Genomic DNA, 25,197 nt, shown 5'->3' on the forward strand with positions numbered 1-25,197 from the left:
TTATGGAGAGTACTTTACTTAGTTTATTAATTTGGTTGCCAATTCTTGGTGGTGGACTGGTTATCCTGTTGGGTAACGAGCGTGCAACAACGGCTCGTTGGGCGAGTTTGTCCATTTCAATTTTGGTGTTTGTAATGTCGATCAGTCTATGGACAGGTTTCGATTCATCAACGCACCTTATGCAGTTTGTTGAGAAAAGTTCTTGGATTTCACAATTTAATATTTACTACCATTTAGGCGTTGATGGTATTTCTATGCCACTGATTATTCTAACCACTTTTTCAACCATTTTGGTTATTGCTGCAGGTTGGGAGGCGATTAAAAAACGCACTGCCCATTATATGGCAGCGTTTTTAATAATGGAAGGTTTGATTATTGGTGTATTTTCATCACTTGACGCGATTTTATTCTACGCATTTTGGGAAGCGTCGTTAATTCCAATGTTATTGATTGTTGGTATTTGGGGTGGTGATAATCGTGTTTATGCCGCTATTAAATTCTTCTTATATACTTTTCTTGGTTCGGTATTTATGCTGGTGTCAATGATTTATATGCACAACAAAGGTGGTTCATTCTCAATCTTAGACATGCACAATTTAAGTTTAAGTGCCACTGAACAGGCATGGATTTTCTGGGCGTTCTTTATGGCATTTGCAGTCAAAGTGCCAATGTTCCCAGTGCACACTTGGTTGCCAGATGCGCATGTGCAAGCGCCAACAGGTGGCTCAGTTATCTTGGCGGCGATTATGTTGAAAATGGGCGGTTACGGCTTTTTTCGTTTTTCATTACCGATTACGCCTGACGCATCTTTACAGTTTTCAGAGGTGATTATTGCCCTATCATTGACCGCAATTGTTTATATTGGTTTCGTGGCATTGGTACAACGAGATATGAAAAAACTGATTGCTTATTCTTCAATCTCACATATGGGTTTTGTAACTTTAGGTGTATTCACTTTGTTCTTGTCCTATCAGCCTGGTCATGCAGAGGCTGCCTTATTGGGCCTCGAAGGTGCAATGGTGCAAATGATTTCACACGGCTTTATCTCAGCGGCAATGTTCCTTGTGGTGGGTGTGTTGTATGACCGCTTACACTCAAGAGAGATTTCAACCTATGGCGGTGTGATTAATTCTATGCCTAAATTCACGGGGTTTGCAGTGTTGTTTGCGATGGCAAATGCAGGTTTACCTGGTACTTCAGGCTTCGTTGGTGAATTTATGGTTATCTTGGGTGCTGTGCAGGCTAATATTTGGTATGCAGTATTAGCGGCGAGCACACTTATCGTTGGTGCGGCCTATACTCTATGGATGGTTAAACGAGTGTTCTGGGGAAAAATCACCAATCCAGCGGTAGCAACATTGAACGATATCAATGTTCGTGAATTCTTTATTTTGGCAACTTTGGCGATTGCAGTCTTAGTGATGGGTTTATATCCGCAGCCAGTGATTGATGTGATACATACCTCAGTCAACCATTTATTACAGCAAGCACTTACTTCTAAATTATGATAAATACATTTCAATTTGATACTTCTTCGCTTCTGGTGGCAATGCCAGAAATATTTTTATTAAGTGCAATTGTTATTGTCTTGTTGTTAGATTTGTTTTTAACCAAGCCATTCAAGCAAGTTACTTATTATCTGACACAAATCAGTTTGTTTGTTACAGGTGTATTGGCATTCAATTTAATCGGACACCCAGAAACTATCATCTTTAGTAACTCATTTATATTGGACGATATGGCGTCCGTATTCAAGGTCTTTATGATGGGCTCGGCGATGGTGGCAATGGTCTATTCACGCCATTACTTGACGCAACACGCCTTATTTAAAGGCGAATATTTTGTCTTAGTTTTGCTCTCAATATTAGGCATGATGGTAATGGTATCGGGTTATAGTTTATTGACCTTGTATTTAGGTTTGGAAATCTTATCGTTATCACTTTACACGCTGATTGCCATTGCTCGTAACAGGGCCAGTGCGATTGAAGCGGCATTAAAATATTTTATCTTAGGTGCGATTGCATCAGGCTTGTTATTATACGGTATGAGTATGATTTACGGCATTAGTGGCAGTCTCAGCATTAGTGAAATTGCTACCTTTGCCAACGGTGCTTCGTTGGCGTCAAGAGAATTATTAATTCTAAACTTTGGATTGGTGTTCTTGGTGATTGGCATTGCCTTTAAACTTGGCGCTGTGCCATTCCATATGTGGGTGCCAGATGTGTATCAAGGTGCGCCAACTTCAGTCACAATGTTCATTTCAACGGTACCAAAATTGGCTGCTGTCGCAATGCTAGTGCGTTTGTTGATTGATGGCTTAGGTGCAATGCAACCGTATTGGTCAGATCTATTTATGGTGCTGGCAGTCTTGTCTATTGCACTCGGTTCTGTCGTTGCTTTAATGCAAAAAAACATCAAACGCATGCTGGCATATTCAACTATCTCACATATTGGTTATGTTTTACTGGGTTTTGTGACTGGCGTGATTACAGGTTATGGTGCGGCAGTATTTTACACCTTGGTTTATGTGTTAATGAGTTTAGCCGCATTTGGTGTTATTATCTTACTTAACAAAAAAGGCTTTGAAGCGGATTTAATCAGCGATTATAAAGGGCTGAGCAGTCATTCGCCTTGGTTTGCTTTAATGATGTTAGTGATTATGTTGTCAATGGCAGGTGTACCACCATTTATCGGCTTCTATGCAAAATTATTCGTTTTACAACAAGTGGTGTCTAGCGGTATGATTACAGTAGCAATCATCGCTGTTATTTTTGCTGTTATTAGCGCTTATTACTACTTGCAGATTATTAAATCAATGTATTTTGAAGATGGTGATAAAGAAATAACAGTGAACGCACCAATGGATATGAAGTTGGTTTTATCTATTAATGCTGTATTAATTTTGGTAGTGGGTTTGTTTCCAGATTTTTGGATGAAGTTGGCACTATCCTTGTTCTAATTCGATACCAAGTTCATTTATCTTTTTCCAAGCATGTCCGTAAATCACTTCATAAGTGGCAGGTAGTTTGCCATCTTGGCGGTAAGATTCATACATTTTAATCATTGATTGGAATTTGTCCTTACCTGTCAATGATTTAGAACGGGTACTGACAGTTTGTGCACCGATGGCTTTTAGGTCTTTTAATAAATCCGTGACAGTTTGATAGGTTAGGGTTAATTTTTCCATTTCCATTACTGGCGATTGAAAGCCACTTTGCAATAGTTGGTCACCGATATCGTGCATATCAGTAAAGATATTAACATGTGTTTCATTGTCAACCACTGCCCAACTCTTCTTCAACTCTTTAAGTGTATCAGGACCAAAAGTGGAAAATAGCATTAGTCCATTATTTTTTAACACTCGATGACACTCGATGAATAGTTGATTGAGATTAGGACACCATTGCATCATTAAATTGGAAACAATAACATTAACACTATTGTCCGCTAAAGGTAGGTGGTTAGCATCAGCGCATAGTTTGTACGCTGATGGATTATTTTTAAGGGATTCTTGCGCAAAATCTAAGCAGATAATTTTTGAATTTGGAAAGCGTTGTAATAAAGATTGGGACAATAGACCAGTACCCGCACCCAAATCCAAGATAACATCAGTGTTACTGGAAATTACCTCTAGTTTTGCATCGAGGCGTGTGGCAATTTCTTTTTGTAGAAATGCATACTCATCATATTGAGATGATGCCTTGTTGAATGCCAGTCTTACTTTAGACACTTTTCAAACGCATCGGCAATATTTTGCATTAAGGCAGGATATTGTAAAACGCCTTGAGTTTGTTTAAAGCCAATAATATCAACGCTTCTGTGTTTAATGTCAAGATTTTCAATAATATTGCGCACTCTTTTGGGCGTGATTTCTATGGTTGATATTAAGCATTGAGCACTTGTAGAGCGAATGGTTTTTCTGGCATTTAAAATATTTTTGACGCTTGGCTTTAATTCATGATCCTCCACAACTCTTGCAAGTGCGTTAAGTTGATTTGCTTGTATAAAATACCAAAATGCGTTTGAATAAGTAACCATAGGGGTTTTTCTATAAGGCAGAAGTTGTTTTTTGATGTGTTTTTTAAGCGTGTCTAATTTTTTGTTGAATGCCAATAAGTTAGATTGATAAGTTAAGCGGTTGTCAGCATCAATGGCAATTAATTTATTGGTTAGTTTTATTGAAAATTTTTGTATGGCATCAATATTCAGCCAAATATGATAATCTTGGGCATTATTCTGATGTTCTTGATGCACATTATGGTGCTGCTGATCTGATTTTTCAATAACATATAATTTATGCTGAATATCAATATTATTAAGTATTTTAGCAATCCCCTCCTCAATATTTGGATGTACGGAAATAAGTAAATCTGCTTGATTCACTAAAGATATTTGTGATGGTTTTAGATGGAAATAATGAGGTGATTGACTGTCTTTTATTAGCAACTTTGGTGTAGTGACACCTTGAGTGATATTACTAACAATCGAGTGGATAGGTTTAATGCTAACGACCACATTCGGCGCTGCAAAAATCGGACTGCTAAATAAAATAAAGAAGAGAGTTTTTTTCATTAATATATTATGAGACCTTTGCATAAATATGAATAATCATCAAAAATCCACTTTTCACCCACTTGGAAATTTTTTAAACCCTGCCTTAGCCCTGCTAGGACTGGGTTTAAGAAAATCACCAATTGGGCAAAAATTGAATTTTGCTAATCACCCCTATTTATGCAAAGGTCTCACTATGAGACTTTTGCATAAATAGGAGTGATTATACAGTCCCAGTTATTTTTTTTGACAAATAAAAATTGCCCGCCTTGGTGCTGGCAAACCTTCAATCGTTAAATTATTATCGTTTGGGTCTAAAAAATCTGATAGTGATTGTGTGTTATCACCAATCCAATGTGTCGCTCGTTGTTCATCTGTTGTTGTTTGTGTAACATTTACCAGTTTTATGTTTTGAAATCCTGTAGACTTTAACCAGCCGTACAAAGTTTTAGTTGATGGCAAACACCATACATTACGCATTCTTGCATAACGGTTTTTGGGAATAATCTGTTCACCGTGTTGTTCGTCAATAGTTAAGGTTTCTAAAATTAATTCACCACCGTCTACTAATACATCTTTGAGTTGTTGCAAATGCATAAAATGGTCTCTTTGATGATACAACACCCCCATCGAAAACACCGTATCAAATAAGGCTTCGGCAGGCATCTGCTCTAACTTGAGTGGTAACACAAATGCATTTGGTGGATTTTTCATTAGCATACGAATGGCATTAAACTGATAATTAAACAACAAAAAAGGTTCAATCCCCAGTGCAATCTCTGCCCCTTCAAGTGCCATCAAGTAAGTGAAATAACCATTACCCGAACCCACATCTAATACGCATTTCCCTTGAAGTGATCGAATATGTGGCAGCACCCTGTCCCATTTCATATCACCTCGCCATTCGCTGTCTAATTGTAACGCCCCAATTTGATAAGGACCTTTTCGCCAAGGCATTAGTAATTTTAAAGATTGTCGTAAAGTATCAATATTGCCATTTTTGCTGGTAATATTTAAATAAGGTGTTTGATAATTGGCAGTACCTTTTGGGTGTTGTTGAATGACATCAATTGCCGCTTCCCACTTAGGGATATTGCCATTATTGACCCCAAATGCTGTGTTTGAAAGATCAGTAAGTTGCGCACAAATTGCTGATAATTTTGATTGCGCACATTGTTTTTTAAAATTATTAATCATAAATCTTTATAGTAATATAAAATGCAGTAATATAAATACAATTTTAAATTAATCTGGAGAAATAAAATGATGAAAAATACAGTAACTTTTGCAGCGATAATGACTTTAACAATGGGTGTAATTGCTGGTGGCGACGACCGTGACACAGGCCCAATTGAATCACTAGAGACAATGGCGCCAAGTTCAGAAGTAATGGCGCCAAGTTCAGAAGTAATGGCGCCAAGTTCAGAGACCTCTGTTGGTAATCAGCCTGCCGAAACATTAAAGTTAAGCGTTGGTGGAAAGTCCGTTTCTGTTGCTGCACACATTATTTGTCAAGAAAAAATTGGCTTAAAAGAAAGTAATATTGCTATATTTAGAAGAGCGCAGGCAGCCGGTAATTTATATAACACAGGTCCAATTGAGAGCAACGGAACAGAGTTTTCTCCTAAGAGATGGGACGCATACTTTGAGTGTGTTGCTAAAAATGGTGGCTAATAGTTAATTAACACATAATAAAAAAAGCCCCGCATTTGCGGGGCTTTTTTTATTGCATTCAACAGCCTCATTATTAAATCTCAAGCAATAAATTTTCTTTTTCAGTTAACTTTTCATCAATAGATTTAATGTGACTGTCTGTCATTTTTTGCACATTTTCTTCCGCTTTGCGCGCATCATCTTCTGATACTTCTTTGTTTTTTAATAATTCTTTAAAATCAGAATTTGCATCACGGCGAATATTACGCACCGAAACTTTTGCCTGTTCAGCCTCATCTTTGACCACACGCACCAATTCACGACGACGCTCTTCGGTCAATGGCGGCAACGGAATACGCATCACCTGACCAACTGTTTGTGGGTTTAAACCTAAATCAGAAGTCATAATTGCCCTCTCAATTACTGCAACCATCTCTTTTTCCCAAGGGGAGACTTTCAGCGTACGAGAATCTTCTGCAGAAACATTGGCAACCTGTGAAATCGGTACCATGGAGCCATAATAATCAATTTGAATTTGCTCAAGCAAAGAAGGGTGTGCACGACCCGCTCTAATTTTACTGAAATGATTCTCTAACGAGGCAAGGCTTTTTGTCATACGCTCGTCAGCATCTTTTTGAATTTCATTTAACATAATTAACTCCTTATTATTGACTGACAATAGTGCCAGATGGCTTTCCGTCCAAAATATCAGATAAAGTATTCGGATTTTCGAGCATACTAAATACACAAATATCTAAATTATGTTCACGACATAAGGCAAACGCTGCCGTGTCCATAATCTGTAGGTTTTTCTCAATTGCCTCATTAAAGCTCAGTGTTTTATAACGCGTTGCACTTGGGTCTTTGGTCGGGTCAGCCGTGTAAACACCATCGACTTTAGTGGCTTTAAAGACAATATCCGCCTGAATTTCAATACCACGCAATACTGCACCTGTGTCTGTTGTGAAGCACGGCGATCCTGTGCCTGCTGAGAATATCACAACCTTGCCTTCAGTTAAAGCTTGTTTGGCTTTATTGTGGTCAACAGGGTCACAGACACCACCACCAATTGGAAAGCCCGACATGACCAATGCATCAATACCCACACGCTTACAAGCATCAGAAATTGCCAAAGCATTAATCACGGTTGCTAGCATGCCCATATGGTCACCAGTGACACGGTTCATACCTACTTCTGCCAGTGCCGCCCCTCTAAAGATGTTGCCACCACCAACAACAATACCCACCTCTACTTTTTTCGCAAGCGCCGATTTAATAATATTAACTACTTGGTTAAGCGTATCTGGGTCAATGGTATTACTGTTAGTGGCAAGGGCTTCACCACTTAATTTTAATAAAATGCGTTTATATTTACTCATAATTTTAATAGTGCTTAAATTATTAGTGATTTTACCGTGTATGAGCGTTATAATTAACCCTTTGTCTGACATAAAATTATGGATCAAATTAGCATACGCGGCGCACGCGTTCATAATCTAAAAAATATCGATATTGATATTCCTAGAAATAAACTGGTTGTTATTACAGGTTTGTCCGGATCAGGCAAGTCCTCACTTGCATTTGATACCATTTATGCCGAAGGACAGCGTCGTTATGTAGAATCATTATCTGCCTATGCCAGACAGTTTTTATCGTTAATGGAAAAACCAGATGTTGATCATATTGAAGGTTTATCCCCTGCCATTTCCATAGAGCAAAAAGCCACTTCTCACAATCCGCGCTCAACCGTAGGTACCATCACAGAAATCTACGATTATTTGCGACTGCTCTTCGCTCGCGTTGGTTTGCCAAAGTGTCCAAAGCATGGCATTGATTTAGTCTCACAAACTATTTCGCAAATGGTGGACAGTATTATGGCATTGTCAGAAGGTGAAAAAATTATGATATTAGCCCCTGTGGTGCAAAACCGCAAGGGCAGTCATGTCAAAATGTTAGAAGAACTTTCTCACCAGGGTTTTTTGCGTGCCAGAGTCGATGGTGAGATTGTCTATTTAGATGATATGCAAGAATTAGAAGGTAAAACTCATCATACTATTGAGATTGTGATTGACCGTTTAAAAATCCGTAAAGACATTGCTTCTCGCCTATCTGAATCCCTAGAGACCGCTTTAAATTTGAGTGCAGGATTGGTTAGAATTGCAGCCATAGAATTGGATTCAAGGCAAGAAGAATTGGTATTTTCTGCTAAATTTTCGTGCACTGAATGTGGCTACTCTTTAACTGAATTAGAGCCAAGATTATTTTCGTTTAACAATCCAGTTGGCGCTTGTCAAAGTTGCGATGGTTTGGGTATTAAAGAGATTTTTGATGACCACAAAGTCGTTAGCAATCCAACTGCCAGTCTTGCCGAAGGTGCAATTTACGGTTGGGGTCGCTCAAATGCTTATTTCTACCAAATCTTATTTCTAGTCGGGCAACATTACGGTTTTAGCGTTGATACCCCTTACGAAGAACTTAGTGAGAAACATCAAAAAATCATCCTCCACGGTAGTGGTAACGACGAAATTGACTTTTCAAAAATCAAAGGACGCAAAGGCTGGTCAAACAAAGCCAAACCCTTTGAAGGTGTGATTCCAAGAATGATGCGTCGCTACGAAGAAAGTGAAATCCGTTCCGTGCGTGAAGAATTATCTCGTTATGTGGTTAGTAAAAATTGTGGCAGTTGTAACGGTAGTCGTTTAAATGAATCTGCCAGAAATGTTTTTATCGGCGAATATAATTTATCCGATATCAGTAAACTCTCTATTGCTAATAGCCATGATTTTTTCAAACATTTAAAACTAGATGGTGTACGAGGTGAGATTGCCGAAAAAATCCTAAAAGAAATCATTCAACGCTTAGAATTTTTACTTAATGTTGGTTTAGAATATCTCAGTTTAGAGCGCCGTTCAGGTACTTTGTCAGGTGGAGAAGCACAACGCATTCGTCTTGCCAGTCAGATTGGTGCAGGACTGATGGGTGTGCTATATGTGTTAGATGAGCCCTCAATCGGCTTGCACCAACGCGACAATCAAAAACTCTTAAACACTTTGATTTATCTCCGTGATATAGGCAATACTGTGATTGTCGTTGAGCACGATGAAGATGCTATTAAACAAGCCGATTTTGTTATCGACATTGGACCAGGCGCAGGCATTCATGGGGGTGAAATTATTGCCACTGGCACCCCGCAAGAGATCAGTGAAAATCCAAAATCTATCACTGGTGACTACATTAGCGGTCGTCAAAGCATTGCCGTGCCAAAACAACGCAAAACTGCAACCGATTGGCTACACATCAAAGGTGCAACGGGTAACAACCTTAATAAAGTAGACTTAGCTATCCCCATCGGTGTCCTGACTTGCGTTACAGGTGTTTCGGGCTCGGGAAAATCCACTCTGATTAACGACACCCTGTATTCGCTCGCTGCTAGAGGTTTAAATCGTTCGCAAATCGTTCCCGCGCCACATGAATCCATTGAGGGTTTAGAATATTGCGACAAAGTTGTCAACATTGACCAAAGCCCTATTGGTCGCACCCCTCGTTCAAACCCAGCCACTTATACGAGCGTGTTTACTCTTATTCGTGATTTATTTTCACAAACTTTAGAAGCCCGTTCTCGTGGCTATAAAGCAGGGCGTTTCAGTTTTAATGTTAAAGGTGGCCGCTGCGAGGCGTGTAAAGGCGATGGCTTGATTAAAGTTGAAATGCATTTCTTAGCTGATATCTATGTCCCTTGTGATGTTTGCAGCGGCGACCGCTATAATCGTGAAACTTTGGAAATCACCTATAAAGGAAAAACGATTGCTGAAATATTAAATATGACTGTTGAAATCGCCGTCAAATTTTTCGATCCCATTCCAAAAATTAAACAGAAACTGCAAACCCTAATGGATGTCGGTTTATCCTACATTACCCTCGGACAAAATGCTACAACGCTTTCAGGCGGTGAAGCACAACGCATTAAACTCGCCAAAGAACTGTCAAAGCCTGACACTGGACAAACACTCTATATTCTTGATGAGCCAACCACTGGCCTACATTTTCACGACATCAAACAATTGTTATCTGTGATTATGCGTTTGCGAGAACGAGAAAACACGATTGTTATTATTGAGCATAATCTTGATGTTATTAAAACTGCCGATTGGGTTGTAGATTTAGGCCCTGAAGGTGGCGATAAAGGCGGCAATATCATTGCCACTGGTACGCCAGAAGAAGTTGCAGAGGTTAAAGGTTCTTACACAGGGCAATATTTGAAAGAAATGATTTAAGAGATCGCCACTTCGGGAATACAAAAAAATAAAGTAGCAACTTATACGCCGGGCTTATAAGTTTGTTATAATGATTGATATGGCTCAAAGACAAACCATTATTCTAACTGATAATTATTACCATGTATTCAATCGTGGCATTGACAGGCGTGTCATATTTCAGGATAGGGAAGATTTGAAGTATTTTCTTGATAGAATGCATGATTTTAATAATACAGAATCATTTGGAGGGGTTTACCATCAAAATTTGCCTTGCAATCAAAAACTTATAAGCCCGGCGTATAAGTTGGTAAGTATTGTTGCTTACTGTTTATTACCTAATCATTTTCATTTGATTTTAAAGCCACAAGTTGAAAATGGTGTTGCTAAATTTATGCAACGACTGTGCACAGGATATGTTAAATTTTTTAATAAAAAGTATCAGCGTTCTGGAGCATTATTTCAAGGTAGATTTAAGGCGAATCAAATTGAAGGGTATGAGGCGCTATCTTTTTTATCTGTCTATGTTAATTTGAATTATCGTCATCATAGAATTGATCCGCAGAAAAATTTAGTTTCCTCTAGTTTTTCCAGTTATTTAGGCGTAAACGATAACATTCTTGACATTGAAGAAGTTAATCAAATTATTGACAGTATGAATTCTTATGAAGAATATGCTTATTTACAGTCTGATTATTTTACTCAGAATAAAGATTATACTAAAAATATAAATGATGACTTATAAGCCCGGCGTCTAAGTTGGTGATTTATGAGAGTAGGATTTTTTTAATTGCCTCTGGATAGAGGATATGTTCTTGTTCTAAAACTTTTTTTGCTAAGGATTCTGCGTCATCAGTTGCTTTGATGGTAATGGATTTTTGTAAGATGATTGCACCTGAATCCAATTCATTGGTAACAAAATGTACGGTTGCACCTGCGTATTTTTCACCAGCATCAATGGCGCGTTGGTGCGTATTTAAGCCTTTGAATTTTGGCAGTAGGGCAGGGTGGATGTTGATGATTTTGCCTGTGAATGCGTTGATAAAATCAGCAGATAAAATACGCATAAAGCCTGCTAATAGGATTAATTTTGGATTGAAAGTGTTAATATGCTGGGTGAGCGCGTTATCAAATGACTCACGGGAATCGTATTGAGTGTGGCTAATGAATTTGGTGAGAATTCCAGCTTTTTTGGCGCGTTCTAAGCCAAAAGCGTCGGCTTTATTACTGATGACACATTCAATTTTGATGCCAATATCATCAGCGTTGTCGATGAGGGATTGTAGATTTGAGCCAGAGCCCGAAATCAACACAATAACATTAGATAATGACCTGTTTACCGTCATTTTTAACAATCTCTCCGATTAGCCATGCTTTCTCACCTTGTGCCTCTAAGTGTTTAATGGCGTCAGCGCTTTCTTCAGCGCTTAATACTAATACCATGCCAACACCACAGTTAAAGACGCGATACATTTCCGTTAATTCGATGTTGCCAGTGTCTTGTAGAAATTGGAAAATTTCGGGTAATGCCCATGAAGTGCTGTCTAATTTTGCTGCCAAATCATCGGGCAAAACGCGAGGAATATTTTCTAACAAGCCTCCACCTGTAATGTGTGAGATGGCGTGAACGGTGTGTGTTTTTAATAAGGACAAGACAGATTTAACATAGATTTTAGTCGGCTCGATTAATTGTTGCAATTGTTCTTCAGTCGGTTCAACGCTTTCTAAAACTTTGCGAATCAATGAGTAACCATTTGAGTGTGGACCTGATGAAGCAAGGGCAATGATGTGGTCGCCGTTTTTGACTTTACTGCTGTCAATCACATCTTTTTTGTCGGCGATGCCAACACAAAAACCTGCCAAATCATAATCTTCGCCGGCATACATACCCGGCATCTCAGCAGTTTCGCCACCGATTAATGCACAACCTGATTGCTTGCAGCCTTCGCCAATGCCTGAAATCACAGAAACAGCAATGTCGGTATTGAGTTTTCCCGTTGCATAATAGTCAAGGAAAAATAACGGCTCTGCGCCTTGTACGATTAAATCATTGACGCACATTGCCACTAAGTCAATACCAATGGTATCATGCTTGTTTAACATTTCAGCAACTTTAAGTTTGGTACCAACACCGTCGGTGCCTGAGATTAAAACAGGGTTTTTATATCGATTGATAGGTAACTCAAACATCGCACCAAATCCACCCAAACCTGCCAACACACCTTCGCGAGCGGTGGATTTTGCAATCGGTTTAATCTGTTCGATTAGCTCGTTACCTTTATTAATATCAACGCCAGAGTCTTGATAAGTCAATGATGACATAGATTTTTTTCCGTATAATTAATTAATTTTATCTGTTTAAAAATGAACCTTTCTTCCCTTCCAAACGCGCTGTCAATTTTACGCATTATTTTAACAGTCCCCGTGGTTTTATTTTTGTTAAATCATCATTTCTCTTGGGCAATGATGCTGTTCTTTGTTGCGGGCGTTACCGATGCCTTAGATGGCTGGGTTGCCAAGCGTTTTTCGTGTCAAACTAGACTCGGTTCTATCCTTGACCCTGCTGCCGATAAACTTTTGTTGGTCAGCAGTTTTATTACGCTATATCTTATTGGTTTGTTGCCGTTATGGCTGTTGGCATTGATTTTTGTGCGAGACTTGATGATTGTATCAGGTACAGTTGGTAGCTTTATGGGTGATAGAGAACTTGAAAATAGCTTGCTTTCTCCTTCAAAATTATCAAAGATTAACACAGCCTTGCAAATTACATTAGTGTTATTTTTAGTAGCAACAGGTCTATATCCCGCCTTGGTTGAATGGCATGCGATTTTCTTTATCATTGTTGCCACCTCCACTGTGTTAAGTGGTGCAGATTATATTTGGATTTGGTCTGAAAAAGCCATTTTTCAAGAAAAACAAAAACACCAATGAAACAACTCGGACTCCCGGTTTTATTAAATGCAAAAATGCAACTAAGTAATTTTATTGGGGATAAAAATAAGCAAATTTTGACTTTCATCGAAACACTATTTTTGGATAATAACTCAAATGTTGTGATGATATCGGGTAGTAAATCTACAGGAAAAACTCACCTCTTGCAGGCCTGCACTTTTGCAGCGATGAACAAGCAACTCAACGCAATTTATATAGACATCAAAGAGGAATTACCCGAGGGTTTTATTGTAAATTTGTCTGATATAGATTGGGTCTGTATTGATAATATTGATGTTGCTGATAGCGTGCAACAGCAGCAGTTGTTTGATTTATATAATCAAATTAAACAAACGCAAGTTAAATTGATTGTTAGCGCAAAAAATCTACCGAATCAATTGAACTTGTTAAAAGACTTAAAAACCCGATTGTCTTTAGCGATGAATTTCACTTTGGAAGTTTTAAGTGATGAACAAAAAACCGTCATTTTGCAAGGTAAAGTGACCGATAAAAACATCCGTATTGATACTAAGATATACACTTATTTATTCAAACATTATTCAAGAGATTTAAGCGATTTAATGAGTGCCATCAATCGATTAGATGAAATCTCTTTGCAGAAAAAAACCAAAATCACCATCCCCTTAGTCAAAGAAGTCTTGGATTTAAATTAACGCGTTCTAAATTTGAATTGAGAGATTTTTGGCATTAATTGCGAGAAAGGCAGACGCTTAAAATCACCGTATTCTGATTTTATATTATCAACTAATGCAGTAATATTTTTGATGTTATTCTCAGATGATTGATAGATGATTTCTTGCAAGGCAAGCAAACCACCCATTTTAATTTTTGCTTGCTGTCCGACAGATAAATTGGATTGATGGTGTGATTTCAGGGCAAAATCACTATTGGCTCGCAGATTCTGATACAAGGCAGAACAGTCATTTGATGCTGATTCATTTAAGCAAGCGCCGAATTCTTTTTCTGCTATGCAATCTTTGGCGGCAAATTTACAGCCACAACGACCACTCAAAATTAAATGAGAAAAGGGGCAAGTATAGTGTTTGTTTAGCATACCACGAGTATTTTACACATTATAATATGCACTTTGAGTTTCACTGTTAAACGACCATGGATTACTTCCCAATTTTTATTGATATTGTACAAAGACCTTGCTTGGTTGTTGGTGGCGGTGATATTGCTTATCGTAAAATCAACTTATTATTAAAGGCAGATGCGCAAATTACTTGTATTTCTCCAGAGATTTGTGACGGTGTTGCGTTGTTAGCAAAAGACAATAAAATTACTGTGGTAAATAGAGGCTTTGAGATAAGTGATGTTAATGCCCAAGTTTTAATCGTATCGGCAACAGATGACGCAGTGCTCAATACTCAGGTTTCTGATTTGGCAAAGGCTGCAAATATTCCTGTGAATGTTGTTGATTCGCCAGATTTATGCAGTTTTATTATGCCATCTATCGTTGACAGAAGCCCGATTGTCATTGCCATTTCGTCAGCAGGAAAAGCCCCCGTGTTGGCTCGCCTTATTCGTGCAAAATTAGAAAGTACCATCCCTAATGCTTACGGAAAATTAGCGAGCCTAGCAGGTAATTTTCGCGACCAAGTTAAAGCTAAATTCAATAACATTGAAGACCGTCGTTATTTTTGGGAAAAAGCTTTTTCAGGTATTGTTGCAGAGAAAGTTTTTGCCGGCAAAACTGATGAGGCACAAGTTGATTTACAGGCTCAACTTGATGCTAGTACCGACAGCGAAATTGGCGAAGTTTATTTAGTCGGTGGCGGCCCAGGTGATCCAGATTTGTTGACTTTCAAAGCCTTGCGTTTAATACAACAAGCGGATGTAATTTTGCATGACCGTTTAGTATCTGATGAAGTAATGGAGTTGGTTAGGCGAGATGCTGAGTTAATTTATGTTGGTAAAGAACGCGACAATCACAGTGTCCCACAAGACGGTATTAATCAATTACTGGTCGATTTAGCTAAGCAAGGTAGGCGCGTTTGTCGCCTTAAGGGTGGAGACCCGTTTATCTTCGGTCGTGGCGGTGAAGAAATTGAAACCCTTGCAGAAAATAACATCCCCTTTCAAGTCGTGCCTGGCATCACTGCTGCATCTGGTTGCTCCACTTATTCAGGCATCCCACTCACGCATCGTGATTATTCCCAATCTTGTCGCTTTGTCACTGGACATTTAAAAGACGGCAGTATGAATTTACCATGGAATGAGTTGGCCGTTGAACAACAAACCATTGTTTTCTATATGGCGCTCAAAGGTGCACAACACCTATCAGAACAACTCATCGCACACGGTATGCGCAGTGCAATGCCAGTCGCTCTGGTGGAAAAAGGCACCACCCCGGACCACAAAGTTCACACCACCACTTTGGCAGAATTGCCCCACCTTGTGGCAAACGAAACCATTCGTGCGCCAACGCTAATTATCGTTGGTGAAGTGGTTAAGTTAAGGAAGAAATTAAACTGGTTTGACGCTGAAAAGCAATCCTAAGAACAACAATCTTTATCTTTGACGCCAAGTGCCTTAAATATTTTTGCTGCTGGACAAAATCCAGTAAATGCCGATTGAAACAAGTTAAAACCAACAAAAAAAGTTAACCACAACCAATTTGGCTCACTAAAATTAATACCACTTAAATAAAGTGACCCCATAATAAAAACCCCTGCCATTGCCATTACTGCATTATTCACTGTCATTATTGTCTCCATTGTTAATTAAAAAGATGTTATTTTAACATTATGAGACCTTTGTATAAATATGGATAACTATCAAAAACCCACTTTTATAAATTTTATAAACATTAATTTATTTGTAAATGAAATTATTTTAATTTTAGGTATAATGCTTTTCTTTAAAGCGGGAGTGGTGGAATTGGTAGACACGCTGGATTTAGGTTCCAGTATCGAAAGATGTGAGAGTTCGAGTCTCTCCTTCCGCACCATATTTAGTAGAAAAAAGGACATGTTTTGTGTCCTTTTTTTATGTCTGTTGCTTAGGAGACTGTTAGGTAAAATTATCGCTTATGTACACCCTTATTTTACATTCCAAAAAATCAGATATTGCCATGCAGATGGCGGATTTGTTAGGGGTAGGGTTTGAGCAAAAGGTTTCGCATTTTCGTTTTCAAGTAGAGTGGAAGGTTGACATTGTGGCTTTGCGTACTAAATTTGAGGTGGATATTAACTATTTACCAGTGTTTGATTTTGCGCAGGCGGGGCTTTTTGTCAGTGATATGGATTCGACGCTGATTAATATTGAATGTATTGATGAGATTGCGGATTTTGCTAATCTTAAACCGCAGGTGGCAGGGATTACTGAGCGGGCGATGCAGGGGGAGTTGGATTTTAATGCATCGTTGATTGAGCGAGTGTCTTTGTTGAGGGGGTTAGGCGTATCGGTGTTGAATCGTGTTTACGAGGAGCGCTTACAGGTGAATGAAGGCGGTGAGGCGTTGGTGCAATTTTTTAAAAAACGAGCGGTAAAAACTGCAGTTGTCTCTGGAGGTTTTACTTACTTTACCCATCGATTGGCGCACGATATTGGATTAGATCACGATCGCGCGAACACTTTGGCAATTGTTGATGACAAGTTGACAGGTGAAGTCAAAGGCGAGATTATTAATGCGACTGCCAAAGCAGAATTTGTCGCTGAGTTGTGTCAACAGTATCAATTGTCACTGAGTCAGGTGATTGTGGCAGGTGATGGGGCGAATGATTTGGAGATGATGGCGGTGGCAGGATTGTCGGTGGCGTATCATGCAAAACCTGCGGTAATTAAGAAAGCAGATATCGTCATTAATCACGGCGGTTTGGATAAAATAGTGGATTTATTTAACGGATAAAAATTATGCTACCTGAAATTGGACATTTTGCATTAATTTTGGCCTTAATTGTCACTATAGGACAAGTTGTGTTGCCGAGTATTGGTTTGGTGCGTGGTAATTTTGCATTGACGCAACTTTCCAGACCTTTGTTGTGGATGCAGTTTTTCTGGTTGATTGTATCATTTGCAATATTAACGAACAGTTTTTTAGTGGATGATTTTTCAGTTAAATATGTTGCCAGTAATTCAAATACCAATTTGCCTGATATTTTTAAAATGTCAGCAGTTTGGGGTGCGCATGAAGGTTCTTTATTGTTATGGGCGTTGATATTATCGGTATGGAGCGTGGCAGTTTCTATTTTTTCCAAACGCCTACCTGCCCAGGTTTTAAATCATATTTTGATTATTTTAGGGCTGATTAGTATTGGCTTTATTTTATTTTTGTTGTTGACCTCTAATCCATTTGAACGCTTGGATATTATTCCGATGCAGGGGCGTGAGCTTAATCCATTGTTGCAAGATTTTGGTTTGATTATTCATCCGCCGATGCTGTATATGGGTTATGTAGGGATGGCAATTCCGTTTGCGTTTGTGCTGTCGTCGTTGATTCGTGGACAGCTGGATTCTACTTGGTTGCGCTGGTCGCGTCCGTGGACTTTGGTGGCGTGGGCGTTTTTAACTTTCGGCATTACTTTGGGTTCTTGGTGGGCGTATTATGAACTCGGCTGGGGTGGCTGGTGGTTTTGGGATCCAGTTGAAAATGCGTCATTTATGCCGTGGCTAGTGGCAACGGCTTTGGTGCATTCTTTGAGTGTGAGTGAGAAACGCGGGGCGTTTAAGCATTGGACAGTATTGCTTGCTATTTCTGGATTTTCTTTAAGTTTATTAGGCACTTTCTTGGTGCGTTCAGGTATTTTAACTTCGGTGCATTCATTTGCTGCCGACCCTGAGCGAGGTTTGTTTATTCTGGTGTTTTTGGTTATTGTGGTTGGTGGATCGCTGGGTTTGTATGCATGGCGTGCGAATTTAATGCGTAGTAATAACAGCTTTGCACCATTGTCAAGAGAAAGCGGATTGCTGATGAATAACATTTTACTAGTGGCAGCAATGCTCAGTGTGTTCTTGGGAACGCTGTATCCGTTGTTGTTAGATGGTTTGGGGCTGGGTAAGATTTCGGTGGGTGCGCCGTATTTTGACGCGGTGTTTATTCCGATTATGATACCGGCAGTTTTGGCAATGGCAATCGGTGGTTACTTGCGCTGGAAGAGGGATAAGTTAGATAGAGTGGTGGATGCGACTATACATATTGCATTTGTTGTCTCGACCATTACGCTAATTACTTATTTGGTGGTTGAGAATATTTTCGTAACATTAGCAACTTTCTTGTCTTCTTGGATTGTATTGCATTCGCTATTATTATTAGCACAAAGATTGGCGCAGAAGGGCAAGCCGAGTATGGCATTTGTTGGTATGTTAGTTGCGCATATCGGCATCGCAGTATTTTTATTCGGCGCCACGATAACCACGCAATTTGGCGTGGAAAAAGATATTAAGTTGACGCTGAATGAGACCACGACTATTGAAGGTTATGATTTTACTTTTAAAGGGGTGACGACGCTTCAAGGGATAAACTATACGGGACATAAGGGTGTGATTGATGTGGCGTACGAGGGCGGTAAAAAAATTGCGACCTTACAACCTGAAAAACGCCAATATGTGACAGGGATGCCGATGACAGAGGCGGCTATTGACCCGTCGTTGTTCCGTGATTTGTATGTTGCTTTAGGTGAAGACTTAGGCAAGGGTGCATGGAGTTTGAGGCTGTATTATAAGCCGTTAATTCGTTTGATTTGGTTAGGCGGATTGTTGATTGCATTAGGTGCGCTATTGGCAGCTTTTGATGGGCGCTACCGTTTACAAGCAAGGAGAAAAACATGAGTTTATATTTATGGTTTGCTTCGATGTTGGTAATATCGGCGTTATGGCTGATTTGGTTTTTGTATCGTCCGCTAAAAAGTAATGATATTGATTTGGAACAATCCAACATTGCTTTGGGTAGACAAAAGCAGGCAGAATTAGAGCAAGACTTGGATAAAGATTTAATTGATGAGACTGTGTATGAGCAAGCCAAAGAAGAAATTGCACAAGTGTTAGCCATGGAAATGACACAAACGGCAACCGTCGTTAAAACGCAAAAACCAACGCCGATTTGGTTGACGATGTTGATTGTAACGGTTTTATCTATTGTATCTGTGGTCATTTATCAAGCATTGACTTCGCATTCAATTACTTCTCAAAAGGCAATAACTGCAGAAGCCTTACAAGCAGGACCACCACCGACTTTAGCAGAAAGTATTGTTGAAATTAAGGCGCATTTAAAAGATAAATCTAAGGATTCGCAAGCATGGAGAATGTTAGGATTGGCGTTATTTGATGCTAATAAATTAGATGAGTCCTTGGAAGCATACGAGCGTTCGTATCAATTAAATCCAAAAAATGAAGCAATGCTCACAGAGTACGCCTCAACCTTGGCAAAATCTCAGGGCAACCAATTTAGAGGGCGTGTTTCTACTTTGGTGCGCGAGGCGTTGGAAATCAATCCGAATAATCCAGATGCCCTGTATTTGGCAGGCTGGGTAGCGTTGAATGCACAGCAAATAGATTTGACGCAGTTACTTTGGAAAAAAGCATTATCAATATTGCCTGAAAATCAAGCAGATAGCATGACCTTACAGCGTATGTTAGATGAGTTGGTGCAAATACAAACCCCTAAGCCCGGCTTAGTTAAGCCGGGCTTAGGGGGTGAATCGATAGTGGCGCCAACGCAAGTCGTGATTAATATCACTTTGTCTGAGCGTTTGCGTCAAACTGAGTTTGCTAATCATTATTTGATGGTATATGCCAAAGCCGCACAAGGCAGACCAATGCCGATTGCCATTCAAAAAATCAAACTTAAAGATTTCACAGGTGTAGTGACATTAGTTGATGAAAATTCAGTTATGCCAACGAGAAAACTGTCACAAGCCTCTAAAGTGCTTGCCGTGGCACGCCTAAGCAAATCAGGTTTAGCAATCAGACAGGCGGGCGATATTGAGGCGGTGAGTGCTGTGATTGATGTGGCAAATAATCCAATAATTAACTTAGAATTGAAATAAAATACGACTATTTTGCAGTAAAATTCTAAATAGTCTCGACTATTCTGAATTTTACTGCTAAAATGTCGCTATGAATAGAGTTCAATTACAGAAAATTACGCAAGATTTAACTAAGAAAATGGTTTTCTTAACCGGACCAAGGCAAGTAGGAAAAACTTCTTTATCTTTGTCCTTAATTGGCGATACCCAATCAAACCTGTATTTGAATTATGACAATTTTGAGCACAGAGCGCAAATTGAGCAAATGAATTGGTTGCCGAGTGTCACATTATTGGTGTTAGATGAATTACATAAAATGCCCAATTGGAAAAATTACCTAAAAGGTTTATATGACACTAAATCTGACGGTCTGCAAATTTTGGTAACGGGCAGCGCTCGACTGGAAACTTTTAGACAAACAGGGGATTCGCTTGCAGGGCGTTTTTTCTCTCATCGACTTAATCCATTTAGCTTGTCTGAGTTGCTACAGGTGGGCGATATAGATAATAATACGATTGATAGATTGATTGAAAGAGGGGGGTTTCCAGAACCTTTTTTAGCGGAATCGACCGAGGATGCAAATCGTTGGCGGTTGCAATATATTGATGGTTTAATTCGCACCGATATTTTAGATTTTGAAAAAATACATGATTTCAAAGCCATTCAATTACTATTAGAATTATTAAGGACAAGGGTCGGTTCTCCGATTTCGTATAGCAGTTTGGCAAGGGATTTAGCATGTTCAGCAAATACGGTTAAGCGTTATATTGAAATATTTGAAGCATTAATGATTATATTCAAAGTAACGCCTTACCATAAAAATATTGAACGCTCATTGCTAAAAGAAAGTAAAGTGTATTTTTTTGACAATGGCATGGTGAAAGATGATGATGGCATAAAATTTGAAAATTTTGTCGCAATAAGCCTGTTAAAACACCAGCAAGCCATTGAAGATTATCAAGGTGTCAGAACCAAATTGTCGTATATTCGCACTAAAGATAAAAAGGAAATTGATTTTGCATTGGTGGTGGATAATGAAATAGATGTGGTGATAGAGGTTAAACTGTCAGATATAAAACTCAGTTCGTCGTTACTTTATTTTCAAAAAAAATACCAATTTCCTAAGGCAATACAATTAGTAAAAAATCTTAAAAATGAGCGCATAGAATCTTTAATTGAAGTGAGAAATGCACAGTCCTATTTAACAACTTTATATATGTAGAAAAATTATGAGTAACACTTTACAATTAGCAAAAAATTTAATTTCTATTGATTCAGTAACGCCTAATGATAAGGGTTGTCAAAAATTAATGATTGATAGATTGAAAAAAGTTGGCTTTGAAATCAAGGATTTAAAGTTTGGGGAAGTGGATAATTTTTGGGCGAAGCATGGCAGAGAATCACCTGTGTTTGTTTTTGCAGGGCATACAGATGTTGTGCCTATTGGGTCAAATTGGAAAACAAATCCATTTGAGCCGACAGTGATTGACGGGTTGTTGTATGGTCGTGGTACGGCGGATATGAAAGGTTCGCTGGCAGCGATGGTGACAGCAACTGAGCGATTTTTAGCGGATTTTCCAGACCATAAGGGCAGTATTGGTTATTTGATTACAGCCGACGAAGAGGGTCCTGCAATTGACGGCACGGTTAAGGTTTGTGAATATTTGAATAATATTGGGCAGAGTGTTGATTACTGTTTGGTGGGTGAGCCTTCTTCTGTTAATGTCTTGGGTGATGTTATTAAAAATGGACGACGCGGTTCACTCAATGGCACGCTAACTTTGTTTGGCAAACAAGGACATATTGCTTATCCACATTTGGCAAATAACCCAATTCATTTGTTGGCATCAGTATTGAACAATTTGATTACCGAAGTTTGGGACGAGGGTAATGAATATTTTCCAAAAACCAGCTTTCAAGTGTCAAACATTCATTCAGGCACTGGCGTGACTAATGTTATTCCAGGTGAAGTGGAAATGGTCTTTAATTTTCGTTATTCTAGCGAAGTGACACACGAAGAATTGCAAAAGAGAGTGGAAGATATTTTGGATGCAGATGGGCTTAAATACAAAATAGACTGGAATCATTCTGGCTACCCATTTTTAACACCAAAAGGCGATTTGGTCAGTGCTTGTGTAAAAGCGATTAAAGACATTAAAGGTGTCGACAGTGAATTATCTACTTCAGGTGGCACTTCCGATGGTCGTTTCATCGCACCGATTTTAGATGCACAGGTGGTGGAATTTGGCCCTTTAAACGCAACCATTCATCAAGTGGATGAGTGCGTGAGCGTGCAAGATTTGGATGATTTAAGTAAAATTTATTATCAAATCTTAAAAAATATCTTGTTATGATTTTTGATGTAATTACCCTATTTCCTAAGATGTTTAATGCAATTAAAGAAGAAGGGGTGATTGCACGCGGAATCAAAAAATCTCTACTTACTATCGATACTTGGCAGTTGCGTGATTTTAGCGACAATAAGCACCGCAATATTGACGATGCACCTTATGGTGGGGGTGCGGGGATGGTGATGCAGGTCAAACCTATTCGCGATTGTATTAATGCTATCAAGCAGAAAAACCCTGATACGCAGGTTATTTATTTGTCGCCACAGGGTCAGAAATTAACACATAAACTTGCGCTGGAATTGTCAAAACTGGCGTCTATCACATTACTTTGTGGGCGTTATGAAGGGGTGGACGAAAGGGTGATTGAGCGTGATGTGGATAGAGAAATTTCTATTGGGGATTTTGTTATTAGCGGGGGAGAGTTGGCGGCAATGGTTGTTATTGATGCAGTAAGTCGTCAGATTGAAGGGGTGCTGGGAAATCAAGATTCTTTAAAGGATTCTTTTGTAGATGGGGGGCTAGATTGTCCACATTACACGCGTCCAGAAGTCATCGATGGACAGATTGTACCAAAGGTTTTATTGAGTGGACATCAGGCTAATATTGATGCTTGGCGTGCACAGAAAGCCAAAGAACATACAAATAAAAAACGACCCGACTTATCCAACTTATAAGCCCGGCTTATAAGTTAAGACTCTGTTTTCACATGGCTTTGCCTTTATGTATAATAAGATTTTTATTGTTATACAAAGGGGAATATATGAAATTTGTAACAGCAATTCTCAGACCACATCAATTAGACGATGTCAGAGAAGCGTTATCAGAAGCAGGTGTTTCTGGTATTACCGTGACTGAAGTTAAAGGTTTTGGTCGTCAAAAAGGCCACACAGAGATGTATCGTGGTGCAGAGTATCAGATTGATTTTTTACCTAAGATTAAGTTAGAAATTGCGATTTCAGCGTCTAAGTTGGGTGATGTTATTGAGGCAATTACGAATGTCGCCAATACGGGTAAGGTCGGTGACGGCAAGATTTTTGTCAGTAATTTGGAAAAAGTAGTTCGCATTAGAACGGGCGAAACTGATCAAGATGCATTATAAGGGGTAAAAAATGAAAAAAGCATTATTAATGTTGGCATTGATGCCGATGGGTGTGTTTGCGAGTGAATTAGATGGTGCAAATACTTCGTGGATTTTAACTTCAACAGCGCTAGTGTTGTTTATGACATTACCAGGTTTGGCGTTATTTTATGGTGGACTGGTTCGCAGTAAGAATATTTTATCGGTATTGATGCAGTGTTTTGCGATTGCGGGTATTGTATCGGTTTTATGGTTAGTGGCAGGGTATTCAATCGCTTTCGCTGAGGGTAATTCATACCTTGGTGGACTGTCCAAGTTTATGCTTTCGGGTGTATTAGAAGGCTCGATGAGTGGCGATATTCCTGAGAGTTTGTTCGCATTATTCCAAATGACTTTTGCAATTATCACCCCAGCATTAATTATTGGTGGCTTTGCTGAAAGAATGAAATTCTCAGCGGTATTACTGTTCAGTGCGATTTGGTTGATTGTGGTTTATGCACCGATTACGCATTGGGTATGGGGTGGCGGTTGGCTGCAAGAGATGGGTTTATTGGACTTTGCGGGTGGAGTGGTTGTTCACATTACTGCGGGTGTTGGCGCCTTAGTGGCGGCGATTGTCCTCGGTCCACGCAAAGGCTTTTTAAAAACACCTATGCCGCCACACAATATGACCATGGTAGTGACGGGTGCTGGCATGTTATGGGTCGGTTGGTTTGGCTTTAATGGGGGTTCAGCGTTGGCGGCGAATGGCGATGCGGCAATGGCAATGCTAGTAACGCATATCTCAGCAGCAACAGCAGCAATGACTTGGATGTTCTATGAGTGGATTAAGTTTGGTAAGCCAACTGCATTAGGTACAGTAACGGGTATGGTTGCTGGCTTAGGAACAATTACACCTGCCTCAGGATTTGTGGGTCCAGCGGGTGCATTAATAATAGGTTTTGTTGCGGGTATTGTCTGTTTTAATGCTGTGATTATCATCAAACAAAAATGGAAAATTGATGATTCTCTTGATGTTTTTCCAGTGCATGGTGTCGGTGGTATTTTAGGGACGATGATGGCAGGTATATTTGCTTCAAGTGAGTTAGGGCTATTCAGCGGACAAGGACTGGCAGAGGGGATGACGATTGCTTCGCAATTGGGCGTGCAATTCATCGGCGTGATAGCGGTTTTTTCTTATACGGCGGTTGCAACTTATCTTATTCTTAAAGTGGTTGGCATGATAACCGGCTTAAGAGTGAGCGCTGAGGAAGAACAGCAAGGTCTGGACATTACTTCTCATGAGGAAGTGGGTTATAATTTATAAATTTAATTGAATGATAGTAAGTCCGTTAAATATTTTTTTGTTTAGTGGGCTTTTTTATGTCTAAAAACCGTACAATTTATATATA

At 39.2% G+C, this 25,197-nt stretch carries 25 protein-coding genes and 1 tRNA gene; 17 read left to right on the forward strand and 9 right to left on the reverse strand.

What is annotated here, in order from left to right:
* Positions 1-2: 2 nt before the first annotated feature.
* The gene (locus BSEPE_RS01900) at positions 3-1,508 is read left to right on the forward strand and encodes an NADH-quinone oxidoreductase subunit M (protein WP_066043252.1); all 1,506 of its coding nucleotides are present in this window, start codon (positions 3-5) and stop codon (positions 1,506-1,508) included.
* On the forward strand, positions 1,505-2,959 hold the full coding sequence (nuoN, locus tag BSEPE_RS01905) for an NADH-quinone oxidoreductase subunit NuoN (RefSeq protein ID WP_066043254.1): 1,455 nt from the start codon (positions 1,505-1,507) through the stop codon (positions 2,957-2,959). The genes BSEPE_RS01900 and nuoN overlap by 4 nt, the downstream gene beginning before the upstream one ends.
* Here nuoN and bioC read toward each other — a convergent pair.
* The 3 genes from bioC to cmoB form a co-directional block, all read right to left on the reverse strand.
* Positions 2,945-3,730 carry a malonyl-ACP O-methyltransferase BioC gene (bioC, locus tag BSEPE_RS01910; RefSeq protein WP_066043255.1) on the reverse strand — a complete coding sequence of 262 codons (786 nt, stop codon included), beginning with the start codon at positions 3,728-3,730 and terminating at the stop codon, positions 2,945-2,947. The genes nuoN and bioC overlap by 15 nt on opposite strands.
* The gene (locus tag BSEPE_RS01915; protein ID WP_066043257.1) at positions 3,718-4,572 is read right to left on the reverse strand and encodes a metal ABC transporter solute-binding protein, Zn/Mn family; all 855 of its coding nucleotides are present in this window, start codon (positions 4,570-4,572) and stop codon (positions 3,718-3,720) included. The genes bioC and BSEPE_RS01915 overlap by 13 nt, the downstream gene beginning before the upstream one ends.
* A 216-nt stretch (positions 4,573-4,788) precedes the next feature.
* The gene (gene cmoB, locus BSEPE_RS01920) at positions 4,789-5,748 is read right to left on the reverse strand and encodes a tRNA 5-methoxyuridine(34)/uridine 5-oxyacetic acid(34) synthase CmoB (RefSeq protein WP_066043259.1); all 960 of its coding nucleotides are present in this window, start codon (positions 5,746-5,748) and stop codon (positions 4,789-4,791) included.
* 66 nt (positions 5,749-5,814) lie between these two features.
* On the opposite strand from cmoB, the gene BSEPE_RS01925 reads away from it, so the two are divergent.
* On the forward strand, positions 5,815-6,225 hold the full coding sequence (locus BSEPE_RS01925) for a hypothetical protein (protein WP_066043261.1): 411 nt from the start codon (positions 5,815-5,817) through the stop codon (positions 6,223-6,225).
* A gap of 73 nt (positions 6,226-6,298) precedes the next feature.
* On the opposite strand, the gene frr is transcribed toward BSEPE_RS01925, so the two are convergent.
* Together frr and pyrH are read right to left on the reverse strand one after the other, a co-directional pair.
* Complete coding sequence (gene frr / locus BSEPE_RS01930; protein WP_066043263.1) at positions 6,299-6,856, reverse strand: ribosome recycling factor; 558 nt, start codon at positions 6,854-6,856, stop codon at positions 6,299-6,301.
* Between the two features lie 13 nt (positions 6,857-6,869).
* The gene (gene pyrH / locus BSEPE_RS01935) at positions 6,870-7,583 is read right to left on the reverse strand and encodes a UMP kinase (protein WP_066046016.1); all 714 of its coding nucleotides are present in this window, start codon (positions 7,581-7,583) and stop codon (positions 6,870-6,872) included.
* 78 nt (positions 7,584-7,661) lie between these two features.
* Here pyrH and uvrA point away from each other — a divergent pair, with 78 nt between their 5' ends.
* Both uvrA and BSEPE_RS01945 read left to right on the forward strand, forming a co-directional pair.
* Positions 7,662-10,478, forward strand: a complete 2,817-nt coding sequence (gene uvrA / locus BSEPE_RS01940; RefSeq protein ID WP_066043265.1) for an excinuclease ABC subunit UvrA — start codon at positions 7,662-7,664, stop codon at positions 10,476-10,478.
* A gap of 79 nt (positions 10,479-10,557) precedes the next feature.
* Positions 10,558-11,202, forward strand: coding sequence for a transposase (locus tag BSEPE_RS01945; protein WP_162262078.1), 645 nt, complete (start codon positions 10,558-10,560; stop codon positions 11,200-11,202).
* 22 nt (positions 11,203-11,224) lie between these two features.
* On the opposite strand, the gene purN is transcribed toward BSEPE_RS01945, so the two are convergent.
* Both purN and purM read right to left on the reverse strand, forming a co-directional pair.
* Positions 11,225-11,803, reverse strand: a complete 579-nt coding sequence (purN, locus tag BSEPE_RS01950; protein ID WP_066043269.1) for a phosphoribosylglycinamide formyltransferase — start codon at positions 11,801-11,803, stop codon at positions 11,225-11,227.
* Positions 11,778-12,779, reverse strand: a complete 1,002-nt coding sequence (purM, locus tag BSEPE_RS01955; protein WP_066043271.1) for a phosphoribosylformylglycinamidine cyclo-ligase — start codon at positions 12,777-12,779, stop codon at positions 11,778-11,780. Before purM ends, purN begins: the two co-directional genes overlap by 26 nt.
* 42 nt (positions 12,780-12,821) lie before the next feature.
* Here purM and BSEPE_RS01960 point away from each other — a divergent pair, with 42 nt between their 5' ends.
* Positions 12,822-13,388: a CDP-alcohol phosphatidyltransferase family protein gene (locus BSEPE_RS01960; protein WP_066043273.1), complete on the forward strand. Its 567-nt coding sequence runs from the start codon at positions 12,822-12,824 to the stop codon at positions 13,386-13,388.
* Complete coding sequence (gene hda / locus BSEPE_RS01965) at positions 13,385-14,062, forward strand: DnaA regulatory inactivator Hda (RefSeq protein ID WP_066043275.1); 678 nt, start codon at positions 13,385-13,387, stop codon at positions 14,060-14,062. The genes BSEPE_RS01960 and hda overlap by 4 nt, the downstream gene beginning before the upstream one ends.
* Here hda and BSEPE_RS01970 read toward each other — a convergent pair.
* A complete protein-coding gene (locus BSEPE_RS01970) occupies positions 14,059-14,463 on the reverse strand; it encodes a hypothetical protein (RefSeq protein ID WP_066043277.1) in 405 nt (134 codons plus the stop codon). The genes hda and BSEPE_RS01970 overlap by 4 nt on opposite strands.
* Before the next feature lie 56 nt (positions 14,464-14,519).
* On the opposite strand from BSEPE_RS01970, the gene cysG reads away from it, so the two are divergent.
* Positions 14,520-15,911, forward strand: a complete 1,392-nt coding sequence (cysG, locus tag BSEPE_RS01975) for a siroheme synthase CysG (RefSeq protein WP_066043279.1) — start codon at positions 14,520-14,522, stop codon at positions 15,909-15,911.
* Here the strand turns inward: cysG and BSEPE_RS01980 are convergent.
* Positions 15,908-16,117 (reverse strand): YgaP family membrane protein, encoded by a 210-nt coding sequence (locus BSEPE_RS01980; RefSeq protein ID WP_066043281.1) that lies wholly within the window; start codon positions 16,115-16,117, stop codon positions 15,908-15,910. The genes cysG and BSEPE_RS01980 overlap by 4 nt on opposite strands.
* Positions 16,118-16,277: 160 nt before the next feature.
* Between BSEPE_RS01980 and BSEPE_RS01985 the strand changes: the two genes are divergently transcribed.
* From BSEPE_RS01985 to BSEPE_RS02025, 9 genes are all read left to right on the forward strand, one after another.
* Positions 16,278-16,362 (forward strand) — tRNA-Leu (locus BSEPE_RS01985).
* A gap of 81 nt (positions 16,363-16,443) precedes the next feature.
* Positions 16,444-17,262: a phosphoserine phosphatase SerB gene (gene serB, locus BSEPE_RS01990; RefSeq protein ID WP_066043283.1), complete on the forward strand. Its 819-nt coding sequence runs from the start codon at positions 16,444-16,446 to the stop codon at positions 17,260-17,262.
* Between the two features lie 5 nt (positions 17,263-17,267).
* Positions 17,268-19,181, forward strand: a complete 1,914-nt coding sequence (locus BSEPE_RS01995; RefSeq protein WP_066043285.1) for a heme lyase CcmF/NrfE family subunit — start codon at positions 17,268-17,270, stop codon at positions 19,179-19,181.
* Positions 19,178-20,398: a c-type cytochrome biogenesis protein CcmI gene (gene ccmI, locus BSEPE_RS02000; RefSeq protein ID WP_066043287.1), complete on the forward strand. Its 1,221-nt coding sequence runs from the start codon at positions 19,178-19,180 to the stop codon at positions 20,396-20,398. The genes BSEPE_RS01995 and ccmI overlap by 4 nt, the downstream gene beginning before the upstream one ends.
* A gap of 70 nt (positions 20,399-20,468) precedes the next feature.
* Entirely contained in the window at positions 20,469-21,599 is a 1,131-nt protein-coding gene (locus tag BSEPE_RS02005) for an ATP-binding protein (protein WP_066043289.1), read from the forward strand.
* A 7-nt stretch (positions 21,600-21,606) separates the two neighbouring features.
* Positions 21,607-22,731 carry a succinyl-diaminopimelate desuccinylase gene (gene dapE, locus BSEPE_RS02010; RefSeq protein ID WP_066043291.1) on the forward strand — a complete coding sequence of 375 codons (1,125 nt, stop codon included), beginning with the start codon at positions 21,607-21,609 and terminating at the stop codon, positions 22,729-22,731.
* Entirely contained in the window at positions 22,728-23,402 is a 675-nt protein-coding gene (gene trmD / locus BSEPE_RS02015) for a tRNA (guanosine(37)-N1)-methyltransferase TrmD (RefSeq protein ID WP_066043324.1), read from the forward strand. Before dapE ends, trmD begins: the two co-directional genes overlap by 4 nt.
* A gap of 86 nt (positions 23,403-23,488) precedes the next feature.
* The gene (locus tag BSEPE_RS02020; RefSeq protein WP_066043326.1) at positions 23,489-23,827 is read left to right on the forward strand and encodes a P-II family nitrogen regulator; all 339 of its coding nucleotides are present in this window, start codon (positions 23,489-23,491) and stop codon (positions 23,825-23,827) included.
* A 10-nt stretch (positions 23,828-23,837) separates the two neighbouring features.
* Positions 23,838-25,112 carry an ammonium transporter gene (locus BSEPE_RS02025; RefSeq protein ID WP_066043328.1) on the forward strand — a complete coding sequence of 425 codons (1,275 nt, stop codon included), beginning with the start codon at positions 23,838-23,840 and terminating at the stop codon, positions 25,110-25,112.
* Positions 25,113-25,197 lie beyond the last annotated feature (85 nt).

Source organism: endosymbiont of Bathymodiolus septemdierum str. Myojin knoll (genome assembly GCF_001547755.1).
Lineage (GTDB): Bacteria > Pseudomonadota > Gammaproteobacteria > PS1 > Pseudothioglobaceae > Thiodubiliella.

Bases quoted from the DNA above. Each gene is read 5' to 3' on its own strand.
- BSEPE_RS01915 (WP_066043257.1), bottom strand. From the start codon at position 4,572: ATGAAAAAAACTCTCTTCTTTATTTTATTTAGCAGTCCGATTTTTGCA.
- cysG (WP_066043279.1), top strand. From the start codon at position 14,520: ATGGATTACTTCCCAATTTTTATTGATATTGTACAAAGACCTTGCTTG.
- BSEPE_RS01925 (WP_066043261.1), top strand. From the start codon at position 5,815: ATGATGAAAAATACAGTAACTTTTGCAGCGATAATGACTTTAACAATG.
- dapE (WP_066043291.1), top strand. From the start codon at position 21,607: ATGAGTAACACTTTACAATTAGCAAAAAATTTAATTTCTATTGATTCA.
- purM (WP_066043271.1), bottom strand. From the start codon at position 12,779: ATGTCATCATTGACTTATCAAGACTCTGGCGTTGATATTAATAAAGGT.
- purN (WP_066043269.1), bottom strand. From the start codon at position 11,803: ATGACGGTAAACAGGTCATTATCTAATGTTATTGTGTTGATTTCGGGC.
- nuoN (WP_066043254.1), top strand. From the start codon at position 1,505: ATGATAAATACATTTCAATTTGATACTTCTTCGCTTCTGGTGGCAATG.
- ccmI (WP_066043287.1), top strand. From the start codon at position 19,178: ATGAGTTTATATTTATGGTTTGCTTCGATGTTGGTAATATCGGCGTTA.
- BSEPE_RS01970 (WP_066043277.1), bottom strand. From the start codon at position 14,463: ATGCTAAACAAACACTATACTTGCCCCTTTTCTCATTTAATTTTGAGT.
- cmoB (WP_066043259.1), bottom strand. From the start codon at position 5,748: ATGATTAATAATTTTAAAAAACAATGTGCGCAATCAAAATTATCAGCA.
- BSEPE_RS02020 (WP_066043326.1), top strand. From the start codon at position 23,489: ATGAAATTTGTAACAGCAATTCTCAGACCACATCAATTAGACGATGTC.
- serB (WP_066043283.1), top strand. From the start codon at position 16,444: ATGTACACCCTTATTTTACATTCCAAAAAATCAGATATTGCCATGCAG.
- BSEPE_RS01995 (WP_066043285.1), top strand. From the start codon at position 17,268: ATGCTACCTGAAATTGGACATTTTGCATTAATTTTGGCCTTAATTGTC.
- BSEPE_RS01960 (WP_066043273.1), top strand. From the start codon at position 12,822: ATGAACCTTTCTTCCCTTCCAAACGCGCTGTCAATTTTACGCATTATT.
- uvrA (WP_066043265.1), top strand. From the start codon at position 7,662: ATGGATCAAATTAGCATACGCGGCGCACGCGTTCATAATCTAAAAAAT.
- BSEPE_RS01945 (WP_162262078.1), top strand. From the start codon at position 10,558: ATGGCTCAAAGACAAACCATTATTCTAACTGATAATTATTACCATGTA.
- BSEPE_RS01980 (WP_066043281.1), bottom strand. From the start codon at position 16,117: ATGACAGTGAATAATGCAGTAATGGCAATGGCAGGGGTTTTTATTATG.
- pyrH (WP_066046016.1), bottom strand. From the start codon at position 7,583: ATGAGTAAATATAAACGCATTTTATTAAAATTAAGTGGTGAAGCCCTT.
- BSEPE_RS02025 (WP_066043328.1), top strand. From the start codon at position 23,838: ATGAAAAAAGCATTATTAATGTTGGCATTGATGCCGATGGGTGTGTTT.
- trmD (WP_066043324.1), top strand. From the start codon at position 22,728: ATGATTTTTGATGTAATTACCCTATTTCCTAAGATGTTTAATGCAATT.
- hda (WP_066043275.1), top strand. From the start codon at position 13,385: ATGAAACAACTCGGACTCCCGGTTTTATTAAATGCAAAAATGCAACTA.
- BSEPE_RS01900 (WP_066043252.1), top strand. From the start codon at position 3: ATGGAGAGTACTTTACTTAGTTTATTAATTTGGTTGCCAATTCTTGGT.
- BSEPE_RS02005 (WP_066043289.1), top strand. From the start codon at position 20,469: ATGAATAGAGTTCAATTACAGAAAATTACGCAAGATTTAACTAAGAAA.
- frr (WP_066043263.1), bottom strand. From the start codon at position 6,856: ATGTTAAATGAAATTCAAAAAGATGCTGACGAGCGTATGACAAAAAGC.